This window comes from Arthrobacter sp. KUASC02 (assembly GCF_059739395.1).
Genome location: NZ_AP046053.1, coordinates 523,727 through 547,454 on the forward strand (window position 1 = coordinate 523,727; position 23,728 = coordinate 547,454).

24 protein-coding genes and 1 riboswitch are annotated in these 23,728 nt (G+C 68.0%); of the genes, 13 read left to right on the plus strand and 11 right to left on the minus strand.

The features are described from left to right. The first annotated feature begins 56 nt into the window (after positions 1-56). A complete protein-coding gene (locus tag AC6JAC_RS02405) occupies positions 57-1,148 on the plus strand; it encodes a LacI family DNA-binding transcriptional regulator (RefSeq protein WP_497963326.1) in 1,092 nt (363 codons plus the stop codon). Here the strand turns inward: AC6JAC_RS02405 and AC6JAC_RS02410 are convergent. From AC6JAC_RS02410 to AC6JAC_RS02425, 4 genes are all read right to left on the minus strand, one after another. Beyond that, on the minus strand, positions 1,084-1,428 hold the full coding sequence (locus tag AC6JAC_RS02410; RefSeq protein ID WP_497963327.1) for a DMT family transporter: 345 nt from the start codon (positions 1,426-1,428) through the stop codon (positions 1,084-1,086). The two genes, AC6JAC_RS02405 and AC6JAC_RS02410, sit on opposite strands and share 65 nt — an antisense overlap. Further along, positions 1,428-1,751: a DMT family transporter gene (locus AC6JAC_RS02415; protein WP_497963328.1), complete on the minus strand. Its 324-nt coding sequence runs from the start codon at positions 1,749-1,751 to the stop codon at positions 1,428-1,430. The genes AC6JAC_RS02410 and AC6JAC_RS02415 overlap by 1 nt, the downstream gene beginning before the upstream one ends. A 9-nt stretch (positions 1,752-1,760) precedes the next feature. Then, positions 1,761-1,825: riboswitch (guanidine-III (ykkC-III) riboswitch) on the minus strand. Between the two features lie 49 nt (positions 1,826-1,874). Next, positions 1,875-2,615, minus strand: a complete 741-nt coding sequence (locus tag AC6JAC_RS02420) for a hypothetical protein (RefSeq protein WP_497963329.1) — start codon at positions 2,613-2,615, stop codon at positions 1,875-1,877. Between the two features lie 72 nt (positions 2,616-2,687). After that, positions 2,688-3,761, minus strand: coding sequence for a LacI family DNA-binding transcriptional regulator (locus tag AC6JAC_RS02425; protein ID WP_043439731.1), 1,074 nt, complete (start codon positions 3,759-3,761; stop codon positions 2,688-2,690). Between the two features lie 224 nt (positions 3,762-3,985). Between AC6JAC_RS02425 and AC6JAC_RS02430 the strand changes: the two genes are divergently transcribed. Further along, the gene (locus tag AC6JAC_RS02430) at positions 3,986-5,950 is read left to right on the plus strand and encodes a glycogen debranching N-terminal domain-containing protein (RefSeq protein ID WP_497963330.1); all 1,965 of its coding nucleotides are present in this window, start codon (positions 3,986-3,988) and stop codon (positions 5,948-5,950) included. A gap of 42 nt (positions 5,951-5,992) precedes the next feature. Here the strand turns inward: AC6JAC_RS02430 and AC6JAC_RS02435 are convergent, their stop codons facing one another. Beyond that, complete coding sequence (locus AC6JAC_RS02435; RefSeq protein ID WP_497963331.1) at positions 5,993-6,682, minus strand: HutD/Ves family protein; 690 nt, start codon at positions 6,680-6,682, stop codon at positions 5,993-5,995. 102 nt (positions 6,683-6,784) lie between these two features. On the opposite strand from AC6JAC_RS02435, the gene AC6JAC_RS02440 reads away from it, so the two are divergent. The 3 genes from AC6JAC_RS02440 to AC6JAC_RS02450 all read left to right on the plus strand — a co-directional run bounded on the left by AC6JAC_RS02440 (position 6,785) and on the right by AC6JAC_RS02450 (position 9,193). Then, complete coding sequence (locus AC6JAC_RS02440; protein WP_454699635.1) at positions 6,785-7,390, plus strand: phosphoribosylanthranilate isomerase; 606 nt, start codon at positions 6,785-6,787, stop codon at positions 7,388-7,390. Between the two features lie 71 nt (positions 7,391-7,461). Further along, entirely contained in the window at positions 7,462-8,565 is a 1,104-nt protein-coding gene (locus AC6JAC_RS02445; protein WP_497963332.1) for an LLM class flavin-dependent oxidoreductase, read from the plus strand. A gap of 82 nt (positions 8,566-8,647) precedes the next feature. Continuing rightward, entirely contained in the window at positions 8,648-9,193 is a 546-nt protein-coding gene (locus AC6JAC_RS02450; protein ID WP_028272800.1) for a YceI family protein, read from the plus strand. A gap of 9 nt (positions 9,194-9,202) precedes the next feature. Here AC6JAC_RS02450 and AC6JAC_RS02455 read toward each other — a convergent pair whose 3' ends face one another. Both AC6JAC_RS02455 and AC6JAC_RS02460 read right to left on the minus strand, forming a co-directional pair. Next, complete coding sequence (locus tag AC6JAC_RS02455) at positions 9,203-10,369, minus strand: serine hydrolase domain-containing protein (protein WP_497963333.1); 1,167 nt, start codon at positions 10,367-10,369, stop codon at positions 9,203-9,205. After that, positions 10,360-11,376 carry a magnesium and cobalt transport protein CorA gene (locus AC6JAC_RS02460; protein ID WP_028272802.1) on the minus strand — a complete coding sequence of 339 codons (1,017 nt, stop codon included), beginning with the start codon at positions 11,374-11,376 and terminating at the stop codon, positions 10,360-10,362. The genes AC6JAC_RS02455 and AC6JAC_RS02460 overlap by 10 nt, the downstream gene beginning before the upstream one ends. Before the next feature lie 249 nt (positions 11,377-11,625). Between AC6JAC_RS02460 and AC6JAC_RS02465 the strand changes: the two genes are divergently transcribed. After that, positions 11,626-13,020: a TrkH family potassium uptake protein gene (locus AC6JAC_RS02465; RefSeq protein ID WP_497963334.1), complete on the plus strand. Its 1,395-nt coding sequence runs from the start codon at positions 11,626-11,628 to the stop codon at positions 13,018-13,020. Positions 13,021-13,099: 79 nt separating this feature from the next. Further along, positions 13,100-13,501 (plus strand): YccF domain-containing protein, encoded by a 402-nt coding sequence (locus AC6JAC_RS02470; RefSeq protein ID WP_028272804.1) that lies wholly within the window; start codon positions 13,100-13,102, stop codon positions 13,499-13,501. A gap of 27 nt (positions 13,502-13,528) precedes the next feature. On the opposite strand, the gene AC6JAC_RS02475 is transcribed toward AC6JAC_RS02470, so the two are convergent. From AC6JAC_RS02475 to AC6JAC_RS02485, 3 genes are read right to left on the minus strand one after another with little or no spacing between them, the layout of a single operon-like run. Further along, the gene (locus tag AC6JAC_RS02475; RefSeq protein WP_497963335.1) at positions 13,529-14,281 is read right to left on the minus strand and encodes a 2-phosphosulfolactate phosphatase; all 753 of its coding nucleotides are present in this window, start codon (positions 14,279-14,281) and stop codon (positions 13,529-13,531) included. Then, complete coding sequence (locus AC6JAC_RS02480; protein WP_497963336.1) at positions 14,278-15,165, minus strand: DUF4031 domain-containing protein; 888 nt, start codon at positions 15,163-15,165, stop codon at positions 14,278-14,280. The genes AC6JAC_RS02475 and AC6JAC_RS02480 overlap by 4 nt, the downstream gene beginning before the upstream one ends. 30 nt (positions 15,166-15,195) lie before the next feature. Then, positions 15,196-16,152 carry a DMT family transporter gene (locus AC6JAC_RS02485; protein ID WP_497963337.1) on the minus strand — a complete coding sequence of 319 codons (957 nt, stop codon included), beginning with the start codon at positions 16,150-16,152 and terminating at the stop codon, positions 15,196-15,198. A 72-nt stretch (positions 16,153-16,224) separates the two neighbouring features. Between AC6JAC_RS02485 and AC6JAC_RS02490 the strand changes: the two genes are divergently transcribed. Beyond that, positions 16,225-17,139, plus strand: a complete 915-nt coding sequence (locus tag AC6JAC_RS02490) for a LysR substrate-binding domain-containing protein (RefSeq protein ID WP_028272807.1) — start codon at positions 16,225-16,227, stop codon at positions 17,137-17,139. Between the two features lie 83 nt (positions 17,140-17,222). Further along, entirely contained in the window at positions 17,223-18,956 is a 1,734-nt protein-coding gene (locus AC6JAC_RS02495; RefSeq protein WP_497963338.1) for an HNH endonuclease signature motif containing protein, read from the plus strand. A 90-nt stretch (positions 18,957-19,046) separates the two neighbouring features. Here AC6JAC_RS02495 and AC6JAC_RS02500 read toward each other — a convergent pair whose 3' ends face one another. Next, positions 19,047-20,381 carry an FAD-binding oxidoreductase gene (locus AC6JAC_RS02500; protein ID WP_497963339.1) on the minus strand — a complete coding sequence of 445 codons (1,335 nt, stop codon included), beginning with the start codon at positions 20,379-20,381 and terminating at the stop codon, positions 19,047-19,049. 190 nt (positions 20,382-20,571) lie between these two features. On the opposite strand from AC6JAC_RS02500, the gene AC6JAC_RS02505 reads away from it, so the two are divergent. The 4 genes from AC6JAC_RS02505 to AC6JAC_RS02520 are packed head-to-tail and all read left to right on the plus strand — an operon-like array spanning position 20,572 to position 23,726. Further along, entirely contained in the window at positions 20,572-20,982 is a 411-nt protein-coding gene (locus tag AC6JAC_RS02505; protein WP_028272609.1) for a TOBE domain-containing protein, read from the plus strand. Continuing rightward, positions 20,979-21,791, plus strand: coding sequence for a molybdate ABC transporter substrate-binding protein (gene modA, locus AC6JAC_RS02510; RefSeq protein ID WP_497963340.1), 813 nt, complete (start codon positions 20,979-20,981; stop codon positions 21,789-21,791). The genes AC6JAC_RS02505 and modA overlap by 4 nt, the downstream gene beginning before the upstream one ends. 7 nt (positions 21,792-21,798) lie before the next feature. Next, the gene (locus AC6JAC_RS02515; RefSeq protein WP_497963341.1) at positions 21,799-22,653 is read left to right on the plus strand and encodes an ABC transporter permease; all 855 of its coding nucleotides are present in this window, start codon (positions 21,799-21,801) and stop codon (positions 22,651-22,653) included. After that, entirely contained in the window at positions 22,650-23,726 is a 1,077-nt protein-coding gene (locus tag AC6JAC_RS02520; RefSeq protein WP_497963342.1) for a sulfate/molybdate ABC transporter ATP-binding protein, read from the plus strand. The genes AC6JAC_RS02515 and AC6JAC_RS02520 overlap by 4 nt, the downstream gene beginning before the upstream one ends. The last annotated feature ends 2 nt before the right edge of the window (positions 23,727-23,728 follow it).

Sequence of the window (23,728 nt, forward strand, 5' to 3'; positions counted from 1 at the left end):
TTACGTACACTGGAAACACCATGACTTCCGGACAGCCGTTCCGGTGAAGGAGCCTTATGAGCACGACAGCGGGCCGCACAGACCCGGCCGCCCCGGAGCGACCGAAGCTGGAGGACCTGGCCCGGAAGGTCGGGGTCAGCATCGCCACGGTGTCCCGGGTGGTCAATGGCCGCAAGGGCGTGTCGCGCGAGGTGCGGCAGGCCGTACTCGCAGCAATGGACGACCTCGGCTACGAGCGCCCGGACCGCGCACGCAGCACCACCCGCGGCCAGGTGGGGATCATCGTCCCGGACCTGACCAACCCGATCTTTCCGGCAATCGCGCAGACGGTCGTGTCGCTCCTGTCCCAGGAGGACTTCATCCCGGTGCTCTGTGCTTTGCCCGGCGGGGGACGCTCCGAGGACGAGTACATCGAGATGCTCGTGGCGCAGGAGGCCTCCGGCATCATTTTTATCTGCAGCTCACATGCCGACGGCCAGGCCAGCCTGGAGCGCTACCACCGGCTGCGCGGCCGCGGCATTCCGTTCGTCCTGGTCAACGGCGTCCGCCAGGAACTGCCGGCCGCCTCCGTGTCCAATGACGACGCCGCGGCCATCAGCACCGCGGTGCAGCACCTTGCCAGCCTGGGGCACCGTAAAGTCGGCCTCGCCATCGGCCCGCACCGCTTCATCCCCAGCAGGCAGAAGCTGGCCGGATTCCGCGCCGCGCTCGCCGAGTACCTGGGCATTGAGGACCCGGAACCGCACACGGCCACCAGCATGTTCACGGTGGAAGGCGGCCAGAGTGCAGCGAATGAGCTGCTGGACTCCGGCCACACGGCCATCGTGTGCGCGTCCGACGTGATGGCGCTGGGCGCCATCCGGGCGGCCCAGGCCAGGGGGCTGCGCGTGCCGGAAGACGTGTCCATCGTCGGTTTCGATGATTCACCGCTGATGGCGCTCACGAATCCGCCGCTGACCACGCTCCGGCAGCCCGTCGCTGCGATCGCGCACGCCGCCGTCCATGCCCTGTCAGCCGAAATTGCCGGCGAACATTCCACGCGCTCGCCGGTGGTTCTGGCGTCCGACCTGGTGGTGCGCGGCTCTACCGGGCCTGCTCCTGTGGCAGCAGCTTCAGCCCCGCCGCGCAGCCCACGATCCCGGCGATGAACAGCAGCCTGAGCGGGTTGGCGGGCTCGACGCCGGTGGCCATCGCCCAGCCCACGGTCAGGGCGGCGCCGATGCCCACCCACACGGCGTAGGCGGTCCCGAGCGGGATCGACTTCACTGCGATCCCCAGTCCCGCCATGCTCAGGGTTGCGGTGACGGCAAAGACGGCGGTCGGCAGCGCCTGGGAGAAGCCGTCGGACAGCCCCAGGGCGGTGGCCCACACCGCTTCCAGCACGGCGGAAGCGAGCAGGACCAGCCAGGCAGTCGCGTTCTTGGTCATCACGCCACCACCTTCAGGCCCACCACGGACGCGGCGATCCCGGCGAGCAGCAGCAGCCGTGCCGCCGTCGCGCGTTCCACCTTGCTGACGATCGCGTAGGCGGAGGTGAGCACCACGCCGACGCCCACCCACACCGCGTAGGCGGTGCCGGTGGGGATGGGCTGCATCGCGAGGGCCAGCCCGCCGGTGCTGGCGATGACTGAGACGAGGAAGACTGTTGCGGGCAGGATGCGCCGGAGGCCCTTGGCCTGGGACGTCTTGTGCAGCGCTGCGGCCCACACGGCCTCGAGCGCACCGGAGAGGATGAGGATTAACCACGACATGACAGATCCTTTGGCCAGTCTTGTCGCGTGCCGGGTACTGAACCGTCGTCCGGAGGTCCCGAGGGGAACCTTGGTCTCAGCGTAGCAACGCCCGACGGCGGGGGCCACCGTTGGTGGCCAAGCTCACCGGGGCTGGGCGGTCCGGTCAGGGGTGGTGTGGTCACGGGAGCGGGCGGTCCGGTGCGGGATCGACGAGGCGAGGGCCAGCACAACGATGAACGATGCGGTCAGGACGGCAAACCACGCCCCGCGCGGTTCAGTGAAGGCGAGCCGGGCGCCGGCGATCCCGGGGCCGGCCAGGACGAGTGCCGCGGCGAGGGCGGCGCTGACGAGGCCGCAGACGAGCCTTGCCCAGAGGGGGCCGCGGCGGGACAAAGCATAGCCGCCGCCGATCCCCATCAGGGAGACTGCGATTGCGCCGCCGCCGAGGCCTTCGGTGAGGAGTGCGGCAACCGCGCCGGGCATGATCAGCGGGGCGATGGCTAACGCGAGCGGCGCGAGGGCAAGCCAGCGCCATCCGCGCCGGCCGCCTGCCCGCCGGAGTGCTTCCGCCCAGCCCAGGAGACCGCCAGCAATGGCCCCGGGCAGGAGGATGGCGCCGAAGGTTCCCCACCAGCTGAAGGTGGAGGCCGGGCCCACAAGCTCCACCATGTAGCTGCGGAATCCTGCGGCCCAGGCAATGCCGCAGATGATGCCGATCGCGACGAGCGGAGCAGCTGGATGGACTGCGGCTGTGCGCTGGACTGCAGTGGTGCGCTGGTCTGCAGTGGTGCGCTGGCCTGCGGCGGTGTGGGGGCCGGGCGCGGCCGGATGGACGGCGGGGCGGGCGCCGCGCGAGGCTGGTGCGGATTCCTTGTCGCTCATGATCGGCTCCAGAGATTCAGCTGGTAGCTGGCGACATTAGGGCACTGACGGGGAAACGGCAAGGCCCCCGTTTTAGGCCGGACTGCTGCCGGTTGCCGCGAGCGGCAGCGGGACCCGTTCCACTACGTGCGGGGCAAGGAGGAGCTGCCTTTCCGGCGGGGCGGCGGGCGGGTTCGAAGCCGCGCCGGTCCCGTCGCCGGCCAGCTCGTGGGTCAGCACGCGGATCATGTGGCGCGCGGCCTCTTCCACAGGCTGGGCCACGCTGGAGAGGCCGAGTGCGGCCGCCACGGGAGTGTTGTCAAAGCCCACGACGGCTGGCCGCGCAGTGCCGGGCCGTAACTCCCGGAGCTTCTCCGCGGCCCCGAGGGCCAGTGAGTCGCTGGAACAAACAATGGCCGTGGCGCCCCTCGAGGCCAGCAGGGCCGCACCGGATGCTCCGCCGGGAACGGTTTCTTCCGCTTCCACGCTGAGGGCGGGCACATCCCGGCCGTAGCCCGCCGCGTCCATGGCGCGCAGCCAGCCGCGGCGGCGGTCTGCGCCCACAGGATTACCCGTGTACGAGCCCAGGAAACCGATCCTGGAGTGGCCCTGCGCCAGCAGCATCCGGACGGCCTGTTCCGTTCCTGCGGCACCGTCAATGTCCACCCAGGAGTGGCTTGCCGCGGTCAGGCCGCCGGCGGCGTCCCAGGGCCGGCCAAAGACGGCGAACGGTGTGCCGCGTTCCTGCAGCCAGCGGGTCCGCACGTCGTCCGGTGTGCTGGAGGTGAGGATGAATCCGTCCAGCCCGGCGACGTCGAGCAGTTCTTCATACTGGCGGATTTCGTCGCTGTCCGAGTCCGCGCAGAACAGCGTCAGCCGGTAGCCGGCCGCCTGTGCCGCTTCCGTGAGCGCGTGCAGGAAGCGGTCCAGCACGGCGCCGTTGATTCCGTCCGTCGCGGGAAGGAGCCGCATGCCGAAGTTCATGGAACGCTGGGTGCGCAGCTGCCGGGCGGCGGCGCTGGGCCGGTAGCCGGCTGCCTCAATGGCCGCCTGGATGCGCTCCCGGGTGGCGGGCTTGACCTTGTGCGGAGCGTTCAGCACGTTGGAGATGGTCTGCCGGGATACTGCGAGTTCTCTGGCCAGGCTGGCGAGGGTGGGCCGGGCCAAATGGGGCTCCTTAGGGCGCGTACTGGACGGTTGGGAATGCAGGCAGTGGCCGGCGGGCGTCCCGGCAGGGCTGCCGAATCGCCGTCTTTTCCGTCTCACACTAACGTGTGAGACGATTTAACCGCACAAATTTGATCGATCAAATCTGTGCGCCCAGGTTCTCGCCCGGTAAAGCGGACGCCAGCCTCCGCCCCCACACCCAGCAGCACAGGAGTTGTCTTACCGTGGCCTCTGAACAGCCATACCTGCACAATCTTTCCGGCGTTTTCAGTGCCCCCATCCAGGCGTGGTCCGACGCTCATGGACAGGTCCGCCACACCGGCGCCCAGGGGATCTACTGCGGCGACGACCGCGTCCTCAACACTGCCGTCCTCACCGTGGACGGGCGCGAGCCCGAGTGGGTGTCCACGCAGTTGCGGTCCTCCAAGGAAACCGACTACATCTACTTCGTGCGTGCGGACGCCGAAGTGGCGGACCCTCTGCTCTCGCTGGTGCGCACACGCTCGGCCCGGTCCAGCCGCATCCGCCACGGTGAGGACACGGAGACCCTCACCGGCTGCTCCGGCCGCGTGGGTGAGACGCTGCGCCTGGAGTCCGCCATGCGGGAACCCGTATCGCTGACGGTCAGGCTGACCCTGGGCGCGGACAACACCACCATGGAAAACATCAAGCAGGGCGGCCGTGGCGGCGCCCCCGTGGAACCGCAGGGGACCACCTGGTCCTGGCGCGACCAGGACACCACCCTGGCGCTGACGGCGGCCAACGGAACGGTCAGCGTGGACGGCAGCACCGTAACCATCGACTGGGCCGTGGAGGTGGCTCCCGGTTTACCCGTGGAGCTGGAGTGGTCTGTTGACCTGACGGATGCGGATTCTCCGATGCTGGCGCCTGACGGTGAACCCATCGCCGCTCCGGCATCGAACGATCCCCGGCTCAGCCGCCTCCTGGAACGGTCCGTCAGCGACCTCAACAGCCTGCGGCTGGCGCACTACTCGCATCCGCATGACACGTTCCTGGCGGCGGGTGCGCCCTGGTTCTTCACTATGTTCGGCCGCGATTCCATCATCGCGGCGCGCATGCTGCTGCCTATCAACACGGCAATTGCCGGCGGAACGCTGCGTGCGCTCGCCGGCCGGCAGGGCACCGAAACAGACCACACCACGGCAGTCCAGCCGGGCAAGATCCTGCATGAAGTCCGCCGGACCGTCCTGACCATGGCGGAGAGCGGCCACGCCCTGCGCCTGCCGCCGGTGTACTACGGCACCATTGACGCCACTCCGCTGTGGATCTGCCTCCTGCACGATGCCTGGAAAGCCGGCATGCCCGACGCCGAGGTCAAGGAACTCCTGCCCAACCTCGAGGACGCGCTCGAGTGGCTCAGGGACCACGGCGACCTGGACGGGGACGGCTTCCTGGAATACCTCGACGCCTCCGGGCAGGGCCTGGTGAACCAGGGATGGAAGGACTCCGGCGACGCCATCCGCTGGCACGACGGTTCACTGGCGCGGGGGCCCATCGCACTGGCCGAGGTCCAGGCCTACGCCTACGAGGCCGCAGTGGTGGGCGCGGAGATCCTCGACGCCTTCGGACGTCCGGGCGCGCAGGAATGGCGCGACTACGCGGCCGGCATGGCCGAACGGTTCCGCGCGCAGTTCTGGTGCGAGGACGAGCTGGGGCCGTACCCCGCCCTTGCCCTGGATGCGGACAAACGCCCGGTGGACGGCGTGACCTCCAACATGGGTCACCTGCTCGGCACCGGAATCCTGAACGAGGACGAGCAGCGGATTGTGGTGCGTCGCGTCATGGACCCCACCATGTTCTCCGGCTACGGCGTCCGGACGCTGTCCACCACCAACGGCGGCTACTGGCCCACCCGCTACCATGCCGGCGCGGTCTGGAGCCATGACACAGCCCTGATCATCAGCGGCATGCTGGCCGACGGTTTCCCGGATGAAGCGGCGCAGCTCGCTGCCGGGCTGCTGCAGGTGGCCGAGGCCAACGACTGGCGGCTGCCGGAGCTCTTTGGCGGCCACGGCTCGGACACCATGCGCACGCCCGTGCCGTTCCCCGCGAGCTGCCGGCCGCAGGCCTGGGCCTCGGCGAGCTCCGTGGTGATCGCCGCAGCGCTCACCCCGGCGGACCGGCCGGTGCCGCGGGAAGAACTGCAGGCGTCCGCCGCTACCTTGTGACCGGTCTCCGTCTTGTGGCCACGCGCTGTGTGAGACCGGTCGCTAGCCCGTCACCCGGTCGATCGATACGACGGCCAGGAAGCCCCGGCCCAGGATTTCGGGCGTACCGGAGTCGGAACCGACGACGGCGTCATAGCGTCCCAGCGTCTCCGGCTCGCCCGGCGAGGGGGCTGCCTCAGGTGTCTCGCCGCCGTCGGGCGTGTCCCCGCTGCCGGGTGCCCCGCTGCCGGGTGCCTCGCCGCCGGGTCCGGCATCCGAAGCGTCAGCCCCGGCAGCCCCCGGGCTGACAGTGGCCTGTCCCTGCAGCAGGATCCCGAGTTGCCCTTCAAACACGGGGTGCGCGCGCTTCTTGGAGAGTTCGATGATGGACGTGTAACCCTTGAACGCCCCGTTCCGGGTGATCACGTTGAGGCCGCGGATGTCCCCCGTGGGGAGCGCCCCGGTGACGTCCGCGTCACCGGGGAAGCGGAACGGCCGGTACTTCTCCAGCGGGTGTTCGCTGCCGTCCACGGTCAGCAGCAGGAGTTCGCCGTCCACCACGGTGAGTACGCGGTCCATGCCGGGAAACGCTGAGAACTGGCCGGCCTTGGACACCTCGGCGATGCTCACCCGCCAGTCCCATGCGCCGTCCTGTGAGGAGGCGGCCTTCGGATGGCTGGCCAGTTCGCGGGTGACCCCGCCCTTGTTGCGCCACGGTTCGGCCCTGAGTTCTGCATAGCGGATGATCTCCATCCGCCCAGCCTAGCGGCCGGAACGTGGGCCCGGCGTAACGTCGGTGCAGACTTGGCAGGCTTGCTAACGTCAGGGGAGGAAGAGAATCGCAGGAGGATCAGGATGTTCGTCAAGGTGTGTGGCCTGAGTACGCCGGAGTCGGTCCAGGCAGCGGCGGGTGCCGGTGCGGACGCCGTCGGATTCGTCCTGACCAAGAGCCCGCGCGAGGTCTCACCGGCCAGGGCCCGGGAGCTCCTCGCCCACGTGCCGGCGGGCACCCCAGCGGTGGGCGTGTTCCGCCACGAGCCGGTGGCGGACGCCGTCGCCGTCGCCCGCGAGGCGGGCCTCGGGTGGATCCAGCTCCACGGGGACCGCACCCCGGAGGACGTAAAAGCAGCACACGACGCCGGCATGAAGGTGATCAGGGCCGTCACCATGGGTGCTTCCCCGGAAGCATTCGGCAGCTGGGGCGAGGAACTGCTGCTGATCGATGCGGCCGTGCCCGGCTCGGGTGAGGCCTGGGACTACTCGTCGGTGCAGGCCAAGGGTCTTGCCGGGCGGAACTGGCTGCTGGCCGGGGGACTTGACCCCGTGAACGTCGCCCGGGCCGCGAAGGAAGCCGGCGCGTGGGGAGTGGACGTCTCCTCCGGCGTCGAAAGTTCGCGGGGAGTCAAAGACCTGGCGAAGGTCCGGGCGTTCGTGCTGGCAGCAAAGGCCCCGGCCGCCTAGTCCCGGAATAATCCAGTCCCGGAATGATCTAGTCCCGGAATGAAGAGTGCCGGCTTCTTGTTGCCGCTGTCATGAAGCGCATCGGATTTCTTTCCTTCGGCCACTGGGGCAACGTCGAGGGGTCCCGGACCCGCACCGCCCGGGACGCCCTGCTGCAGGGCATTGAGCTGGCCGTGGCCGCCGAGGAGCTGGGCATCGACGGCGCATATTTCCGGGTGCATCACTTTGCCCGGCAGCAGGCCTCCCCGTTCCCGCTGCTGGCAGCCATCGCCGCCCGCACCAGCCGTATTGAAATGGGTACCGGCGTGATCGACATGCGGTACGAAAACCCGCTGTACATGGCGGAGGAGGCGTCCGCCACGGACCTGATCAGCGGCGGCAGGCTGCAGCTGGGCGTCAGTCGCGGTTCACCCGAGCCGGCACGGGACGGCGCCGCAGTGTTCGGCCACGTTCCTGCCGAGGGCGAGAGCGCCGCGGACATGGCACGCCGGCACACCGCGGTGTTCCGCCACGCCATCACCGGCGCCGGAGTGGCCGACGGGGATCCCCGCTTCGGCGGCGGGCCCGGCAAATTGCCGGTCCAGCCGAACTCGCCGGACCTGGCGCGCAGGATCTGGTGGGGCGCCGGATCCCGCGCCACTGCCGTCTGGACCGCGGAACAGGGCATGAACCTGATGAGTTCCACGCTGCTAACCGAAGACACCGGCGTGCCGTTCGACGAGCTTCAGGCGGAGCAGATCAGCATGTTCCGCAGCGCCTGGGCCGGTGCCGGCCACGAGGACACGCCACGGGTATCGGTCAGCAGGAGCGTGCTGCCGATCGTTGACGAGGAGGACCGCCGGTACTTCGGGCTCAGCGCCCTTCGGGAAAAGCGGGACCAGGTGGGGGTCATCGACGGGCTGGTGGCGCGATTCGGCAAAAGCTACGTGGGCGAGCCCGAGGCCATCGCGGAAGAGCTTGCGGCGGACGCCGCCGTGCAGGCTGCCGACACCGTCCTCCTCACCGTCCCGAACCAGCTGGGCGTGGACTTCAACGCCAAGCTGCTCGGCACCATTGCCCGGCACGTGGCCCCTGCCATTGGGTGGCAGCCGAAGTTGCCCGTGGCCGGGGCCGGGGCTGGGACTGCGGCTGCGGCTGTGCCTGCAGCGCCCGGTGCGGAGGCTAGCCGTGGCTAATGGTCTTCGCTAGCATTCAGCTGGGGACCACCCCGAAGAACCGGCGGGCCAGGCCCGCCACCCGAGTCGAAGGAGACCCGTCGTGACTCTGCCCCAAGGTATTACTCCCGGCATCTGGACCCTTGATATGTCCCACAGCGAAATCGGGTTCACCGTCCGCCATGCCGGCATCAGCAAAGTCCGCGGCCGCTTCACCGACGCTTCCGCGGAGGCGCACGTGGGCGCGTCCCTGTCGGCGTCCAGCCTGCACGCCACCGTGAAGACTGCGAGCTTCGACTCGGGCGACGCCAACCGCGACGCCCACGTCCGCGGGGCGGACTTTTTCGACGTGGAGCAGTTCCCGGAGATGACTTTCCGGGCGACGGGCATCGAAGGTGACGGCGAGGACTACACCGTCACCGGCGACCTCACCATCCGCGGCGTCACCAAGCCCGTGGAGCTCGAAGTGGAGTTCACCGGGGTGGCGGTTGATCCGTTCGGCGCCACCCGGGCAGGTTTCAGCGCAGAGGCCGAAATCAGCCGCAAGGAGTTTGGGCTGACGTGGAATGCGGTCCTCGAAGCCGGCGGCGTGCTGGTCAGCGACAAGGTCAAGATCAACGTCGACGCAGCGCTGGTCAAGCAGGCCTAGCCGCGGGCCTCAGGTCCACGGCAGGCGGAGGACCAGGGAAAACAGGCTGGTGTAGTCGTAGCTCGTGGAGCTGTTGGACATGAGCACGATTGCCCTGCCCTGCTCCGGGTAGAGGCGCATGATGTTCCAAAACCCCAGCCCGGTGCCGAAATGCTCCACGTAGGACCCGGATGGCTCCGTGGAGTACTCCTTGGAGTGCTTCCGGAACCAGCCCGCGGAGTGGTCGAACTGCCTTCCTTTGACGTGGATGTCGCGCATGGTTCGCGCCGTGGACTCCTGGAGGATGCGGTGCCCCTGTGGTTCAGCGCCGCTCGCGGGAGTTCCGGCGGCAGCGCCGGCGGCTCCTTCGGGTCGCGCTGTTTCCGGCGGACCAGCCAGCCCATCGTTGAGATGCAAGCGGGCGAAGGCTGCCGCGTCCAGCACGCTTCCTACCAGGCCGCCGTATCCCGCGCCGTCAACCAGGAACGGGTTGAGTGAGGAATATCCGCCGTGCCTTGCCTCCAGGGTCCCTGGTGGAAGGATTGCCGCGAGTGCCGGAGTGAGCGGGCGGGGGAGGCGGACATAGCCGGTGGCCGCGGATCGCCCCGGCAGGTAGGCGAAGCCGGTTGAAGCCATTCCCAGCGGAGCGAGGATCTCGCGCTGGATGTAGGTGGGAAACGGCTCCCCGGAAACCTGGCTGATGATCTGGGCCGCCAGGAGGTAGCCGACGTTCGAGTAATGACCGGTGCCTCCAACGGGGTGGCGGAACGCGCGGCGCCGGGCCATCAGTTTCCGCAGCATCTGCTCCTGGTCCGGCGCCGGTGCATCCGCCGGGTGGATCCAGGTCACGGGCAGCGGATTGCCCAGCCCCGCGGAATGGCTGAGCAGCTGCCACACGGTTGGCTGGGCCGGGCCGGGGGCGCGCAGCCAGGGCAGGTATTCGTGGACGGGCGCGTGCAGGTCCAGGAGCCCCCGGTCGGAGAGCCGCAGGGCGGCGGTGGCTGTCACCGGCTTCGTCATGGAAAACCAGGGATAAACCGTATCCGCAGTCGCGGGGGCATGGCCGTCAAGGTCCGCGAAACCTGTGCCGACTGTGTGGAGCGCCCCGTCCCGCGACACCACAGCGAGTGACATTCCCGGAACGCGGGCCCTCCGGGCTGTGTCCGCCAGCGCGGCGCGGACCGCGGTCAGATCCATTTGTTGTGCTTGAACGCGGCGTAGAGTGCCACGCCCATGGCCGCCATCAGGCCCAGCGCCATCGGGTAGCCGAAGATCCAGTCGAGCTCGGGCATGGTGCGGAAGTTCATCCCGTAGATGGTGCCCACCAGGGTGGGGGCGAACAGAATGGCGGCCCAGGAGGAGATCCGTTTGACCTGCTCGCTCTGCGCGAAGCTGGATTCGGTCAGGCGACGCATTTCGTCGTTCTGCCGCTGGGCCACCAGCGCGGCGTTGACGGTGAGCGCGTTCTGCAGCAGGGCCCGGAAGGAGGCGGTCCGTTCGCCCAGGCGGAGGACGTGGTCCAGGACGTCACGGAGGTGGTCCTGCAACTCGGGGCCGGGCCGATGCTCGGCCGTTCCGGTGAGCAGGGCCTGCAGGATTCCCGCGAGGGGGCTGGTTCCGCGCTGGAACATGATGACCTGGCGGGAAAGCTCATAAATCCGGCGCGAGACGTCCGGGTCGCCGCTGAAGAGGTCGTCCTCGATTTCGTCGATGTCGTTTTCCAGGCCGGCAGCCACCGGTTCGTATTCATCCACCACCTGGTCCAGGATGGCGTACAGCACGGCGTCCGGGCCCAGCGCCAGGAATTCGGGCTCTCCTTCCATGCGCCGGCGGACGCGGGCCAGGTCCGGTGACTCCGCGTGGCGGACGGTGACCACAAAATCCGTGCCCACAAAAACGTGGATCTCGCCGAACTCGACCTTTTCGACGTCGTCGAGATAGCGCGCCGGGCGCAACACCAGGAACAGGGTCTCGCCGTAGTGCTCAAGTTTCGCCCGCTGGTGCCCGGTCAGGGCGTCCTCCACCGCCAGGTGGCTGAGGTCGAACTCGTCGGCAACGGAACGCAGTTCCGGTGCGTCCGGCCGGTAGAGGCCGATCCAGGCCATCCCCTCACGCTGCCGCAGCAGGAAATACGTCTCCTCAAGCCCCTCCGGGTCGGTGGTCCGGCGGCCATTTACGTAGACGGCGTTATCAATAATGGTCACGCTGCGCCTCCTTCTGCGGACCGCCCCTTGGCTGTGACGTTAGCCCTTCGCCGGGACGCTGCCAACAGTATGCGCCCGCGCCGCTGCGTAGCCGGGAAAGGGCGGCGTAAGGATTTCGTAAAGACCGGGTTCTGCCGGAATCACGCGGTGCTACGCTCCGTGATGCGTCGGACTACGGCCACGGTTGTGGTCGCGGTGCCTGACGCCCTTCGTAAGCCCTTCGCCTGCCCGCCGATGAGAGGACGTCCAATGGCGGTACCGCTGAAGGGGCCGGCAAAGGTGCCCGCGGACCTCCGGCCCCGGGACGGCCGCATCAGGCGCCTGCTCCTGCATCCGGTCAGGTCGGTGCCGGTGGCGTTCCTCGCCGTCATAATGGTCGGGGCCGGGCTGCTCCTGCTTCCCGCCTCGCATTACCCCACCGACTCCGACGTCGGGATGCCGGCCCTGTTCACTTCGGTCTCGGCCGTCTGCGTGACCGGCCTGATCACCGTGGACACCGCGACGTTCTGGACACCCTTCGGCCAGGCCGTGATCCTCGCGCTGATCCAGGTGGGCGGCTTCGGCATCATGACGCTGGCAACGCTGCTCGCGCTGCTGGTCCGCAAGAACCTCGGCCTCCGCGGGCAGCTTGTGGCGCAGTCCGAAACCCACACCCTGAATTTTGGTGATGTGCGCTCCGTACTGGTGCGGGTGGCTAAGATCATGGCCACCCTGGAGGGCTGCACGGCAGCGGTCCTGACGCTCCGGTTCTGGATCGGGTACGACGCCAACCCGGCCACGGCACTCTGGCACGGCATCTTCCATGCTGTATCGGCCTTCAACAATGCCGGGTTCTCCCTCTACAGCGACAACCTCATCGGGCTGGCCGAAGATCCCTGGATCATCGTTCCCCTCTGCGCAGCCGTGGTGGCCGGCGGGCTGGGGTTTCCGGTGATCATCGCCCTGATGCGGGACGGGTTCCGGATCAGGGAATGGACAGTTCACGTCCGGTTGACGGTCTACGGCACGCTGCTGCTTCTGGCGGCAGGCTTCGTGTTTTTCGCGGCCTTCGAATGGAACAGGCCCGAAACCCTGGGGCCGCTCTCCACCGGCGGGAAGTTCCTCGGCGCGCTGGCCGGCAGTGTGTTTCCCCGGACCGCCGGTTTCAACAGCATCGACTACGGGGCGGCCACACCGGAGACCCTGATGGTCACCAACATCCTGATGTTCATCGGCGGCGGCAGTGCGGGGACGGCGGGCGGCATCAAGATCACCACCTTCCTCATCCTGGGATTCGCCATCTGGAACGAGGTCCGCGGACGCGAGCAGGTCACCATCGCCCACCGCTCCATCAGCTCCTCGGCGCAGCGCCAGGCGCTCTCCGTTGCCTTGCTTGGCGTCGCCGCCGTCATTGCGGGAACGCTGCTGCTGCTGATGTTCACCGATTACAGCCTCGAGAAGGTGCTCTTCGAATCCATCTCCGCCTTCGCCACGGTCGGGGTGAGCACCGGCATCACCTATCACATGCCGGCCAGCGCGCAGTGGGTGCTGATGGCACTCATGTTCGTGGGCCGCATCGGCACCATCACGGTGGCTTCTGCCCTGGCCCTGTCCGCGCATCCGCGGCTCTACCATTTGCCGGAGGAGCGGCCGATCATCGGCTGATGCGGCGGGCCGGGAATTCAGGGCCGGGTCAGGGCAATCCCGGACACCCGATCGGGCGCGCGCGGGGGAGAATGGCCCTATGAAGACATTGCTCAACATCATTTGGCTGGTATGCGGCGGACTCTGGCTGGCGCTGGGGTACTTCTTCGCGGGCATCATCTGCTGCCTGCTCATCGTGACCATTCCGTGGGGCATCGCGTCCTTCCGGATTGCCTCCTACACGCTGTGGCCCTTCGGCCGGATGGTGGTGGACAAGCCGGGCGGCAACGGCGTGTTCTCGCTCCTGGGCAATGTGATCTGGCTGGTGGTCGCCGGCATCTGGATCGCGATCGGGCATGTGGTGACGGCGTTTGCCATGGCCATCACCATCATCGGGATTCCGCTGGCCATCGCGAACCTGAAGCTCATTCCCGTTTCGCTGATGCCCCTCGGCAAGCAGATTGTGCCCACCGACCGGCCGTTCGTCACCAGCTACCGCTAAGGCCGGCGGCCGCCTACGGGCGCGCGGTCAGGCACGGCGGAACGCGCCGTCGTCGAGAAGTGCGACGGCGGTGCTCCCGTTGAGTTCCGCAGCGATCTCCACGTCCTCCTGGTAACCGCCGAAAACGAGCTCCCGCCCGCTGGAGCATTCCAGCAGCGCGTCGCCCAGCACGGGTTCCGCAGCGGTGAACGCGTCCATGGCCCACCGGGCTTCGGGCGAGAATCCGGCGCGGCGGTGCCCGGGGAGTGCCGCCAGGAAAGCACCCGCACCCAACTGGTCCTCGAGCGCGGGGCGGAGTCCGCCGTCGGGCCATTTTTCACCCGCGGCGATAACGGCGATCACCGCGGCCGGCGGCAGGTTCCGGGCGGCCCAGTCGGCGGTGGCGCGGGCATTCCGGAGGCACACTGCGGCGACGCGCGGCACCGCGCCGGCCAGGGAGTGGGCAAGCGCCGATCCGTTGGGCGAGGGAAGCACCACCCGGTCCAGCGTTGACGCGGTGCGCAGGCTGGCAGGGGAGAGGCTTACCCCGTTGCCGCCGCGCCGGCCGGCGAGCACCGCTTGCCGTCCGGCCGCGAAGCCTGCCGCCGTGCCGTCCTTCCAGCGGTAGGGAAACACTTCAGCGCCGCGCTCCACGGCGACGCTCACGCACGTGGTGAAACACAGGACATCCACCACCACGGCCAGTTCGGCTCCGGGCGCCACGGCCATGGCGCCGTCGAGTCCCCACTCGAAGCGGACCGTAAACGGCAGCTGCCGGTGTGCGGCCTGGACCTCGCTCACGCGGGACCGGATTCGGGGTTGAGCTCGCCGTTAAGGTTGCGCCGCGCGGAGTCCAGCCAGAGCTCACGGCCGCGGTCCGTGTTGAACAGCGGATCCAGCTCCAGCAAATGACGCACGACGGCGGCGCGTCCGGCGGCGAAGTCGGCGTCGCCGATGTGCGCGAAGTCTTCCCGGACGGCGCTGAGGTAGCGGCCGTAGGCCTTTGGTTCGCCGCCGAGAACCGACAGGTCCGCGTCGCAGAGGAGGGCGCCGTCGTCGTCCCCTGTCTCGGGACGGTGGTCGGCAGTGAGCCGGACCAGCCGGCCTACTTCATAGGATTCGTCCTCGGACAGCCCGGCGTGCAGGAGCCTGTCCTCTGCCAGCCTCGCCGATTCCTCCTCGTCCTGGCCCGCGATCCCGCGGTAGACGGCGTCGTGGAACCAGGCGGCGAGGACCACGGTGCGCGGAGGGTCTGCCGGCTCGGTGAGCAGGTCCAGGGCTTCGAGGACCGCCAGGAGGTGGGTGCGGCCGTGGTACTTCCGGTGCTCCTCGCCCCAGCGGTCCAGGAGGTCGAGGAAGAGGGCGTCGTGGCCCGGCAGCACGGCGTTCCAGCGGTTCAAGAGGGGCAGCTTGAGGGCTTTGCCGCGCTCGCGGGCGGGAATGCGGAGACCGCACGCGATCAGCTTGCGGACCAGGACCCGCGCCTCCACGGGGATGGCGCCGGCCTCCACGAGTGCCCCGTACCGGGCCTCGGAGACGTCGTAATGGTCGCCGTCGAACGCGCGTTCCGGAATGCCGGCGGCCTCGGCGAAACGGTGCAGCTCGTCCAGGGACGTGTCCGAGATCAGGTGCGAAAAGTGGGTTCCGTGGGCTGGCCAGAGCGGCGGATCCAGGTAAACGGCCATGGGGGAAATTCTAGTGCCGCGGGCCGACGCCTACTTCAGTGCGGTGAGATTGTCCTTTTCCAGGATTAGGTCCTTCGAGTCGGGTACACGGCGGTTCCGGCTGGGCCTTTGTTCTATGGAGCGTCCCCAGGCTGTTCCGATCAGGATGAGGCCGATGCCGGCGAGTCCCGTGATGCCGATGGCGTCGTGCGCGAAGGTAATGCCGATGATGGCGGCCCAGACGGGTTCGGTGCCGAGGAGAAGGCTGACCCGGGATGGGGACGTGCGCCTGACTGCCCAAAGCTGGACGAAGAAAGCAAACACAGTGCAGACCAAGACCAGGTAGAGGAATAAAGTTCCTTGGCCGGGATCCAACCGGGTGAGGTACTGGGGAATGGATTCTCCGTAGGCCGCGGTTCCGGCAGTGAAGAGTAGGGCGCACGTTCCAAGCTGGACGGTTGTCAGGTGCAAGGAGTCCAGAGCCTGTCCGCTCGTGAGCTTGTGCATGGTGACGACGTGGATGGCGCGGACGGCGGCAGCGCCCAGCACGAGCAGGTCCCCGGGCCCTGGCGGGTCAAATGAGCCGTTTCCGGCCAGCAGGATCACGCCGGCGATGGCAAGCACGGCTGCGACGAAGAACTGTGCTGGCAGCCGGCGGCGGCACACGATGGACTCCACGAGCGGGGTGAGAACTATCGTCAGGCTGATGATGAGCCCCGCGTTGGTCGCAGAAGTGTGGGCGATCCCGAACGTTTCGAGCGCGAAGACTGCCCCGAGCAGGATCCCGATGGGAATGCCGACGGCTAGCTCGGCAGACGTGATGCGCTTGCGTCGCACTCCAATAATTGCTGCCATCAGCGCGGCGGCGAGCAACATCCGCACGGCCAGCAGGGCGATCACGGTCTCAACAGCCACGAGTTCCTTGGCAACGAGATACGTCGATCCCCAGGACATGGCTACCAGGAGCAGCAGTAAGTCGACGCGGAAGCGCATTAGTAGAGGAGGCATCTGTTCATCGTGCCCCGCCAGACCAGTTAGTACTAGATGTTGATTTTGTCTGTAATGCATTAGTTTTGGCTAATGGAACTGGGTCAGCTTCGCGCTCTGAGGGAGTTAGGGGACCGTGGCAGTATCGCCGCTGCGGCAGCAGCCCTTCACGTCACCCCTTCGTCAGTGTCACAGCAGCTCAGCGCCCTACAACGCCGCTTCCCGGCACCGTTGACGTACAAGGACGGGAGGCGGACGGCCCTGACAGACGCAGGGCAGGCGTTGGCTGCCGCGGCGGTAGACGTGGAGATCGCATTTGAACGTGCAGAGCACGCAGTCGCGACGTTTCAAAGTGAACCGCAGGGAGCCGTGTCCGTCGTCGCTTTTCACAGTGCGGCGCTGGCCTTCTTTGGCCCGCTCCTGGACACCCTTAGTTCGCCGGGCCAGCCCCGAATCATCTTGGGCGACTTCGATGTGGCCCAGGAAGAATTTGCCGGCCTCACGCAGGAACACGACCTGGTGATAGCCCACAGGCTCGCAGGAAGCCCTGCGTGGCCCGCATCAGTACGTTTTGAACACCTGTTGTTCGAACCTTTGGACCTCGTTCTTCGCAAGGACCACAGGCTGGCGGACCACGAAGTGATCGGCCCGGATGACCTCCGTGCAGCGTCATGGGTGGCCGTCCACCAGGGCTTCCCGCTCGAGAGCGCCATCCACCAGATCGCGGCAATCGGAGGAGCAGAAGCGGATATTCGCCACCGCATCAACGATTTCTCCGTCGCCGCAGCCGTGGTGGCCGCCAGTGACTGCATCGCACTGATGCCCCGGTACACCACCGACATCAGCCGATACCCGGAACTAGTTCTCCGGCCGCTGTCCCATGCCGCGCCCGTCCGGCATATCGATTGCCTGGCCCGTCCCGAAACCCTCGAAAGGGCGAACGTCAAGGCTGTACTGGCGCAGCTGAAAACGGTCATCAATGGCCTGTCCCGGCGCCATCCTGCGTAAGGGGCTGAACTGTCCCCATACAAAGTTCACGATCGAGAACCGGTTCGATCAATAATGTCGGACCCCCGCGGCAGAGTTATCCCATGGAGGTCTTGGGGGAACTCGCAGTAGCAGGAGGGGCGCTGCGGTGGGTCAAATTGCCTGCTGCCGCCGTTTCTGCTGCCGTCGTTCACCCCATTTCGGGCCGCGGTCTGCGGAGTGCGCCGGGCGCACCACGGCGCCCGGAGGCGTTAGCGTCCGACGTCGGCAGCATCGGTGACTTGGCCCGGAGCCTTGAGCTGTTCAAGCGTGCCGGTTCGACGGCGGTCGAGGACACCGGGGTGATGGGCTTCCGGGAAGCGGCTGACTTTGCCGCCGGGCTCGAGGAGTTCTCCCGGAATATGGAATACATGCAGGTCGTTGCGGCCGGGGCCGTGGACCGGGCCCGGAGCGACGCCAGTGCTGCCGCGCGGGCTGGCTCGGGGTCCGGGGTTGGTTGGACCACCGGGTGGGGCGAAGCGACCGCCGTGCACGGTCCCATCGGCTGGGCCACCAGCGAAGCGGACACCAGCCAAACCGGCACCAGCCAGGGTGCCAAAACGGCAGTGAGTACCGAGGCTCTGGTCCCCGGCGAGCCGGACCCGGCGGATGACGGCTGCCGGAACACTACCGAGTTCCTCCGTTTGAGGCTCCGGATTGGTGCCGGCGAAGCCCGCCGCCGGCTCGCGCTGGCCGGGGCGGTGCTGCCGCGGACCGGGATCACCGGGCACACCCAACCACCGGAACGGCCCGAACTCGCCGGCGCCGTCGCTGCAGGGACCGTCGCGTCGCGGTCCGCGACCATCATCACTCTCGCCCTGGACAGGGTTGGCCACCACGCGGATGCGGAAGTTACCGGCCGGATGGAACATGCCCTGACCCGCGCTGCGGTGGAGCACGACACCGACTTCGTCGCCCGGGTCGCCCGGCAGTGGACGGAGGCGATCGACCAGGACGGGTCCGAACCCACCGAAACCGAGCTCCGGCACCGCCAGGGTGTGTTCATCCGCCAGCCCCGCCGGGGATTGCAGCGGATGGAAATCTTCGCCACCACCGAGCAATCCGAGCACCTGCTGACGGCGATGAACACCGCCACCAACCCCCGCACCCGCGCTGGTGAGGGCAGCGCCGGGGATGACGTGGAGGATCTGGACCAGCGGACCCGCCCGCAGCAGCTCCTGGACGGTCTCGTCGGCGCGGTTAAAGCAGGACTGACCACCGGCACACTCCCGGCCGCGGGCGGGCTCCGGCCCCAGGTCATGGTCACCATCGACTACCGCGACCTCCTGGCCCGGCTGGACAACTCCGAACACCCCGCCGAGACTTCAGGCACCGGCCAAGGCACCGCCACCACCGGCATCCCCGTCACAGGCATCCCCGGCACGGGCTCCTTCACGTTCACCGGCCCCGTCACGCCCGCCACCGTCCGCAAAATCGCCTGCGACGCCGACATCATCCCCGTCCTCCTCGGCAGCCAGGGGCGCATCCTCGACCTCGGCCGCACCACCCGGGTCTTTCCGCCGCACATCCGCAAAGCCCTCACCGCCCGCGACCAAGGCTGCGCGTTCCCGGGCTGCACCATCCCGGCACCCTGGTGCGAAGCCCACCACATCACCTACTGGTCACGCGGCGGAACCACCAGCGCAGACAACGGCACGCTCTTGTGCAGCCATCACCACCATCTGATCCACAAAAAACAGTGGCAGATCCACGTCAAAACCGGAATACCCTGGTTCATCCCGCCACCCCACATCGACCCGAGACAGGTCCCACGACGAAACAAATACTTCAGATGCTGAGAGGTGGATGCCCTGACTAGGGGCGTCGAAGGTGGTCGACGCCCGTGGCGGAGAACGTGCCTGTCCATGCCGCACTCCGGGCTATCCGACCTACTCCGGGGCGGGCGGGATGTTCTGGTTGCCGCGGAACACATTGTCCGGATCGAATTCCCGTTTGACCCGGGACATCCTGGTGAAGTTCTCATCCCCGAATGCTGCGCGGACCCGGGCCTGGCCTTCGTCGCCGATGAAGTTCAACCACACCCCGCCGGTGGCATGGGGCGCGATATCGTGGCGGAAATCCTTCACCCACGACCTGGCCTCGTCACCCTCCTGCGGTGTCTCGCCAAGGCCGAAGGGGTGGCTGACCCAGCTCGCATTGCGGTTTAGCAGGGGCGTGGCTGCCGCGGCAGGTCCGCCCACTGCGCCTCCCCAGTGTGCGATCAGCTGCTGGGAGTGCTGGCCGGGCAGCTTGCGCGCCGAATCAATGATGATGTCCAGGGCGTCGTCGGAAAGTTCGTTGTGGTAGTCGGCGCTCCAGTAGTTGTACAGGCCGGGAGGGTCATCGAGCGAGCACTGGAAGTCGGCGTAGTTGGTATCCTCCACCAGATCCACCGCAGGGTTCAGCGCGCGGTACGGCTTGGCCCGCTCGGCGCCTTCACCGGCGTCGCCGGCATAGATGTACACCACGCCAAGGGCCATCTTTCCCACCATCTCCTGCGGCATGAACGGCTCGGGCGGGGCGGTGAAATAGAGCAGGGTAGCGCATTCCTCGTTGGGGGCGGCGAGGGCAAGCTCCCGATATCCGCGGCTGACTTCGGTGGCGGCCTCCCCGGGCCAGATCATCAGGCCGGCGTGAACTTTCGGCCCCAGCTCATGCAGTCCGAAGGTGAAGGATGTGGCCACGCCGAAGTTTCCGCCTCCGCCGTGCAGGGCCCAGAACAGTTCGGGGTTCTCGCTGGCGCTGGCGGTCACCAGTTCGCCGGCGGCGGTGACCAGGTCCACCGAGATCAGATGGTCGCAGGCGAATCCGAAGGCCCGTTCCAGCCAGCCGGAGCCGCCGCCCAGCGTGAAGCCGGCCAGTCCTGTGGTGGAGACGCGGCCTCCGGTCAGGGCGAGGCCGTATTCCTGGGTAGCACGGTCAAACTCCCCGCAGGTGAGGCCGGCGCCTGCCGTGATGGTGCGGTTGTCCGGATCCACACTGACCGATTTCATGGGACGCACGTCCACCACCAGGCCGCCGTCGTTCATGGACATTCCGGCCACGGAGTGCCCGCCGGCACGGACAGCCACGGCCAGTTCGTTGTCGCGGGCATGCTTCAATGCCTCGGCCACCTCGCCGGGGGTGCTGCATTGCGCAATGACGGCCGGGCGACGGTCGATCATCGCGTTGAAAAGTTTCCGGGATTCGTCATAGTCCGGACTGTCAGGCCTGATCCATTTCATGGCAACGCTCCTCGGCGCTGGCGGCTCCGCCCCCACCGGAAATCGTACTGCCGCAGCTGGCGGCGGGGCTATGGTTCACGCCAGCCGATGCCCGCGGTGCGGATCGTCGGTTCCGGAACGAGTCCGCATTGGTTCAGTACTTGCGGACAAATTGACCCTGTTGATCCGCAAATGAGGTTATTCTGAAGAAATGCCAACCATTCGAATTGCCGAAGCAGCCAGGTTCCTGGGTGTCAGTGACGACACCGTCCGCCGCTGGACCGAGAACGGAAGCCTCACGCCCGTGAAGGACGAAACCGGCCGCCTTGCTGTTGACGGGTTCGAGCTTGCCACCCTGGCCCGCGACCAGGCCCAGCTTCCGGAGGATCCCACCAGGGTGGGCAGTTCGGCCCGCAACCGGTTCGTCGGCCTGGTCACCGGAATCACTGCGGACAAGGTTATGGCCCAGGTCGAACTGCAGTGCGGGCCGTTCCGGGTGGTGTCGCTGATGAGCAGCGAAGCCGTGCGGGAGCTGGGTCTGGAGCTCGGGTCCATTGCCACGGCTGTCGTCAAGGCCACCACGGTGATCATTGAAACGCCACAGGGAAAGAGCATCGTGTGAAGTCCTGGATTCCGCGTACCACCGCGCTGCTGGCGGCCTCCGCGCTTACTCTCGGGCTGGGTGCCTGCGCTCCGTCAGCGTCAACGTCGACCGGCACTGCGGGTGCCGGATCCTCGGAGACGGCCGGGCAACTCTCCGGGACCCTTACCGTTTTCGCCGCGGCCTCGCTCAAGGCCACGTTCACCAAGCTCGCCAGCGACTTTGAAGCCAAGAACCCCGGAACCAAGGTGACGCTCAGCTTCGCCGGCTCCTCGGACTTGGCCACGCAGATCTCCCAAGGTGCGCCCGCTGACGTCTTTGCCTCGGCGGACACCAAAAACATGGGCAAGCTTGCCGACGCCGGACTCCTCGAAGGGGCGGCGGCGAACTTCGCCACGAACACCCTGCAGATCGCCGTCCCGCCCTCCAACCCGGCGTCGATCGCGTCCTTCGCCGACCTCGCCAAGCCGGGAGTCAAGGTGGTTGTCTGCGCCAGCCAGGTCCCGTGCGGGGCAGCATCGGACGCCGTGGAAAAGGCCGCCGGCGTCACCCTGTCGCCGGTCAGTGAGGAATCGTCAGTCACGGACGTGCTGGGCAAAGTGACCTCCGGTGAAGCCGACGCCGGCCTGGTGTACATCACGGACGTCAAGGGCACCGGGGACAAGGTGAAGGGAATCCCGTTCGCGGAAGCCGGCAAGGCCGTCAACACGTATCCCATCGCCACAGTAGGCTCGAGCAGGAACAAGGAACTCGCCGCCGCCTTCATCGCCCAGGTGACCGGTGCCGAAGGCAGGAAGACCCTCGCCGACGCCGGTTTCGGAGCACCGTAAGGAGACCATGAATCGGGGACGGGGAAGCGGATACCACGGAGTCCCGCGCTGGGTCTACGCCATCGCCGCGGCGGGCGCAGTGTTCGTGCTCCTTCCGCTGGCGGCCATGGCCGCCCGCGTCAACTGGCCGCAGTTCATCCCGCTGGTCACGTCCGAATCGTCTCTGACGGCGCTCGGTCTCAGCCTGCGGACCTCGGCGGCGAGCACCGCGCTGTGCATTGTTTTTGGCGTGCCGCTGGCCCTCGTCCTGGCGCGTTCGAGCTTCCCGGGCCAGCGCCTGTTGCGTGCCTTTGTGCTGCTGCCGCTGGTGCTGCCGCCGGTGGTGGGCGGCATCGCCCTCCTGTACACCTTCGGTCGACAAGGATTGCTGGGCCGGAGCCTTGAGGCCGCCGGGATCCAGATTGCGTTTTCGACGACGGCGGTGGTGCTCGCGCAGACCTTCGTGGCACTGCCGTTCCTCGTGGTCAGCCTGGAGGGTGCGCTGCGCACCGCCGGCGGCCGGTACGAGGCGGTGGCCGCCACCCTCGGTGCCCGGCCCACCACCGTTCTGCGACGCGTCACCGTGCCGCTGGTGCTGCCCGGCCTGGCCTCCGGGGCCGTGCTGTCCTTCGCGCGGAGCCTGGGCGAATTCGGCGCGACGCTCACTTTCGCCGGGAGCCTGCAAGGGGTGACCCGGACCCTGCCGCTGGAAATCTACCTGCAGCGTGAAACGGACGCCGACGCCGCCGTCGCGCTTTCCCTGGTCTTGGTGGCCGTGGCCGTGACGGTGGTGGGACTGACGTACCGGCGCCCGGGACGGCCGGACCAGCGCAGTGCCCCGGCGGGCGGCGCAGCCGGCGGACGACTGGACGGTGCCCGGTGAGCTTTCGCATGCAGGCAACCGTGGGCGCCCGCGGTTTCGACGTCGGCCTGAGCCTCGCGCCGGGCGAAACGGTTGCGGTCCTTGGCCCCAACGGGGCCGGCAAATCCACCCTCCTCAGCGTCATTGCCGGACTGCTGCGGCCCGATTCCGGCCGTGCCGTCATCGATGGAAAAGTGCTGTTCGACCTCGACGGCGGAGCCAGCGTTTGGACCGCGCCGCACCACCGCCGCACGGCACTCCTCGCGCAGGAGCCACTGCTGTTCCCGCACCTCACCGCCTTGGAAAACGTGGCCTTCGGGCCCCGCAGCGCCGGAACGGCCAGGAGGGCGGCCCGGGAGTCGGCCCGTGAGTGGCTGGCTGCGGTGGATGCCGGGGACCTCGCGGCCCGGCGGCCAGCGGAACTCTCCGGCGGCCAGGCCCAGCGTGTGGCGGTGGCCAGGGCCCTTGCGGCCAACCCTGAAGTGCTGCTGCTGGACGAGCCCATGGCGGCACTGGACATCCACGCGGCGCCGCTGCTCCGGAGGCTCCTGAAGAAGGTCCTGGCCGGGCGTCGCGCCATCATCATCACCCACGACGTCCTGGACGCCATGATGCTTGCCGACCGGGTGGTCATCCTCGAAGGGGGCAGAATTGCCGAGGAAGGGCCCACCCGGCAGGTCCTGCAGCGGCCCCGGAGCCGGTTTGCCGCCGGGCTGGCGGGGCTGAACCTCATTCCCGGAACCATCACCGCCGCCGGCATCCGGACAACAGGGGGTCTCGAGGTGGCCGGCCACCAGGACGAGGAGCTCTTTCCGGCGGGATCTGGCACGCCAAACACGGGCGGGCAGCCCGGCGTTGCCGCGTTCCCGCCGTCGGCCGTCTCCGTGTTCCTGAGCGAAGCGCACGGCAGCCCCCGGAACTCATTCCCCGTCACAGTCACGGACCTGGAACAGCACGGCGACCAGATCCGGGTCCGGGCCGGCGGGATGTCCGCCGACATCACACCGGCCGCCTCTGCGGACCTGGGGCTTGCGCCGGGCATGACTGTCTACTTCGTGATCAAGGCGGCCGCAGTGGCCGTCTACCCGGCCTAACG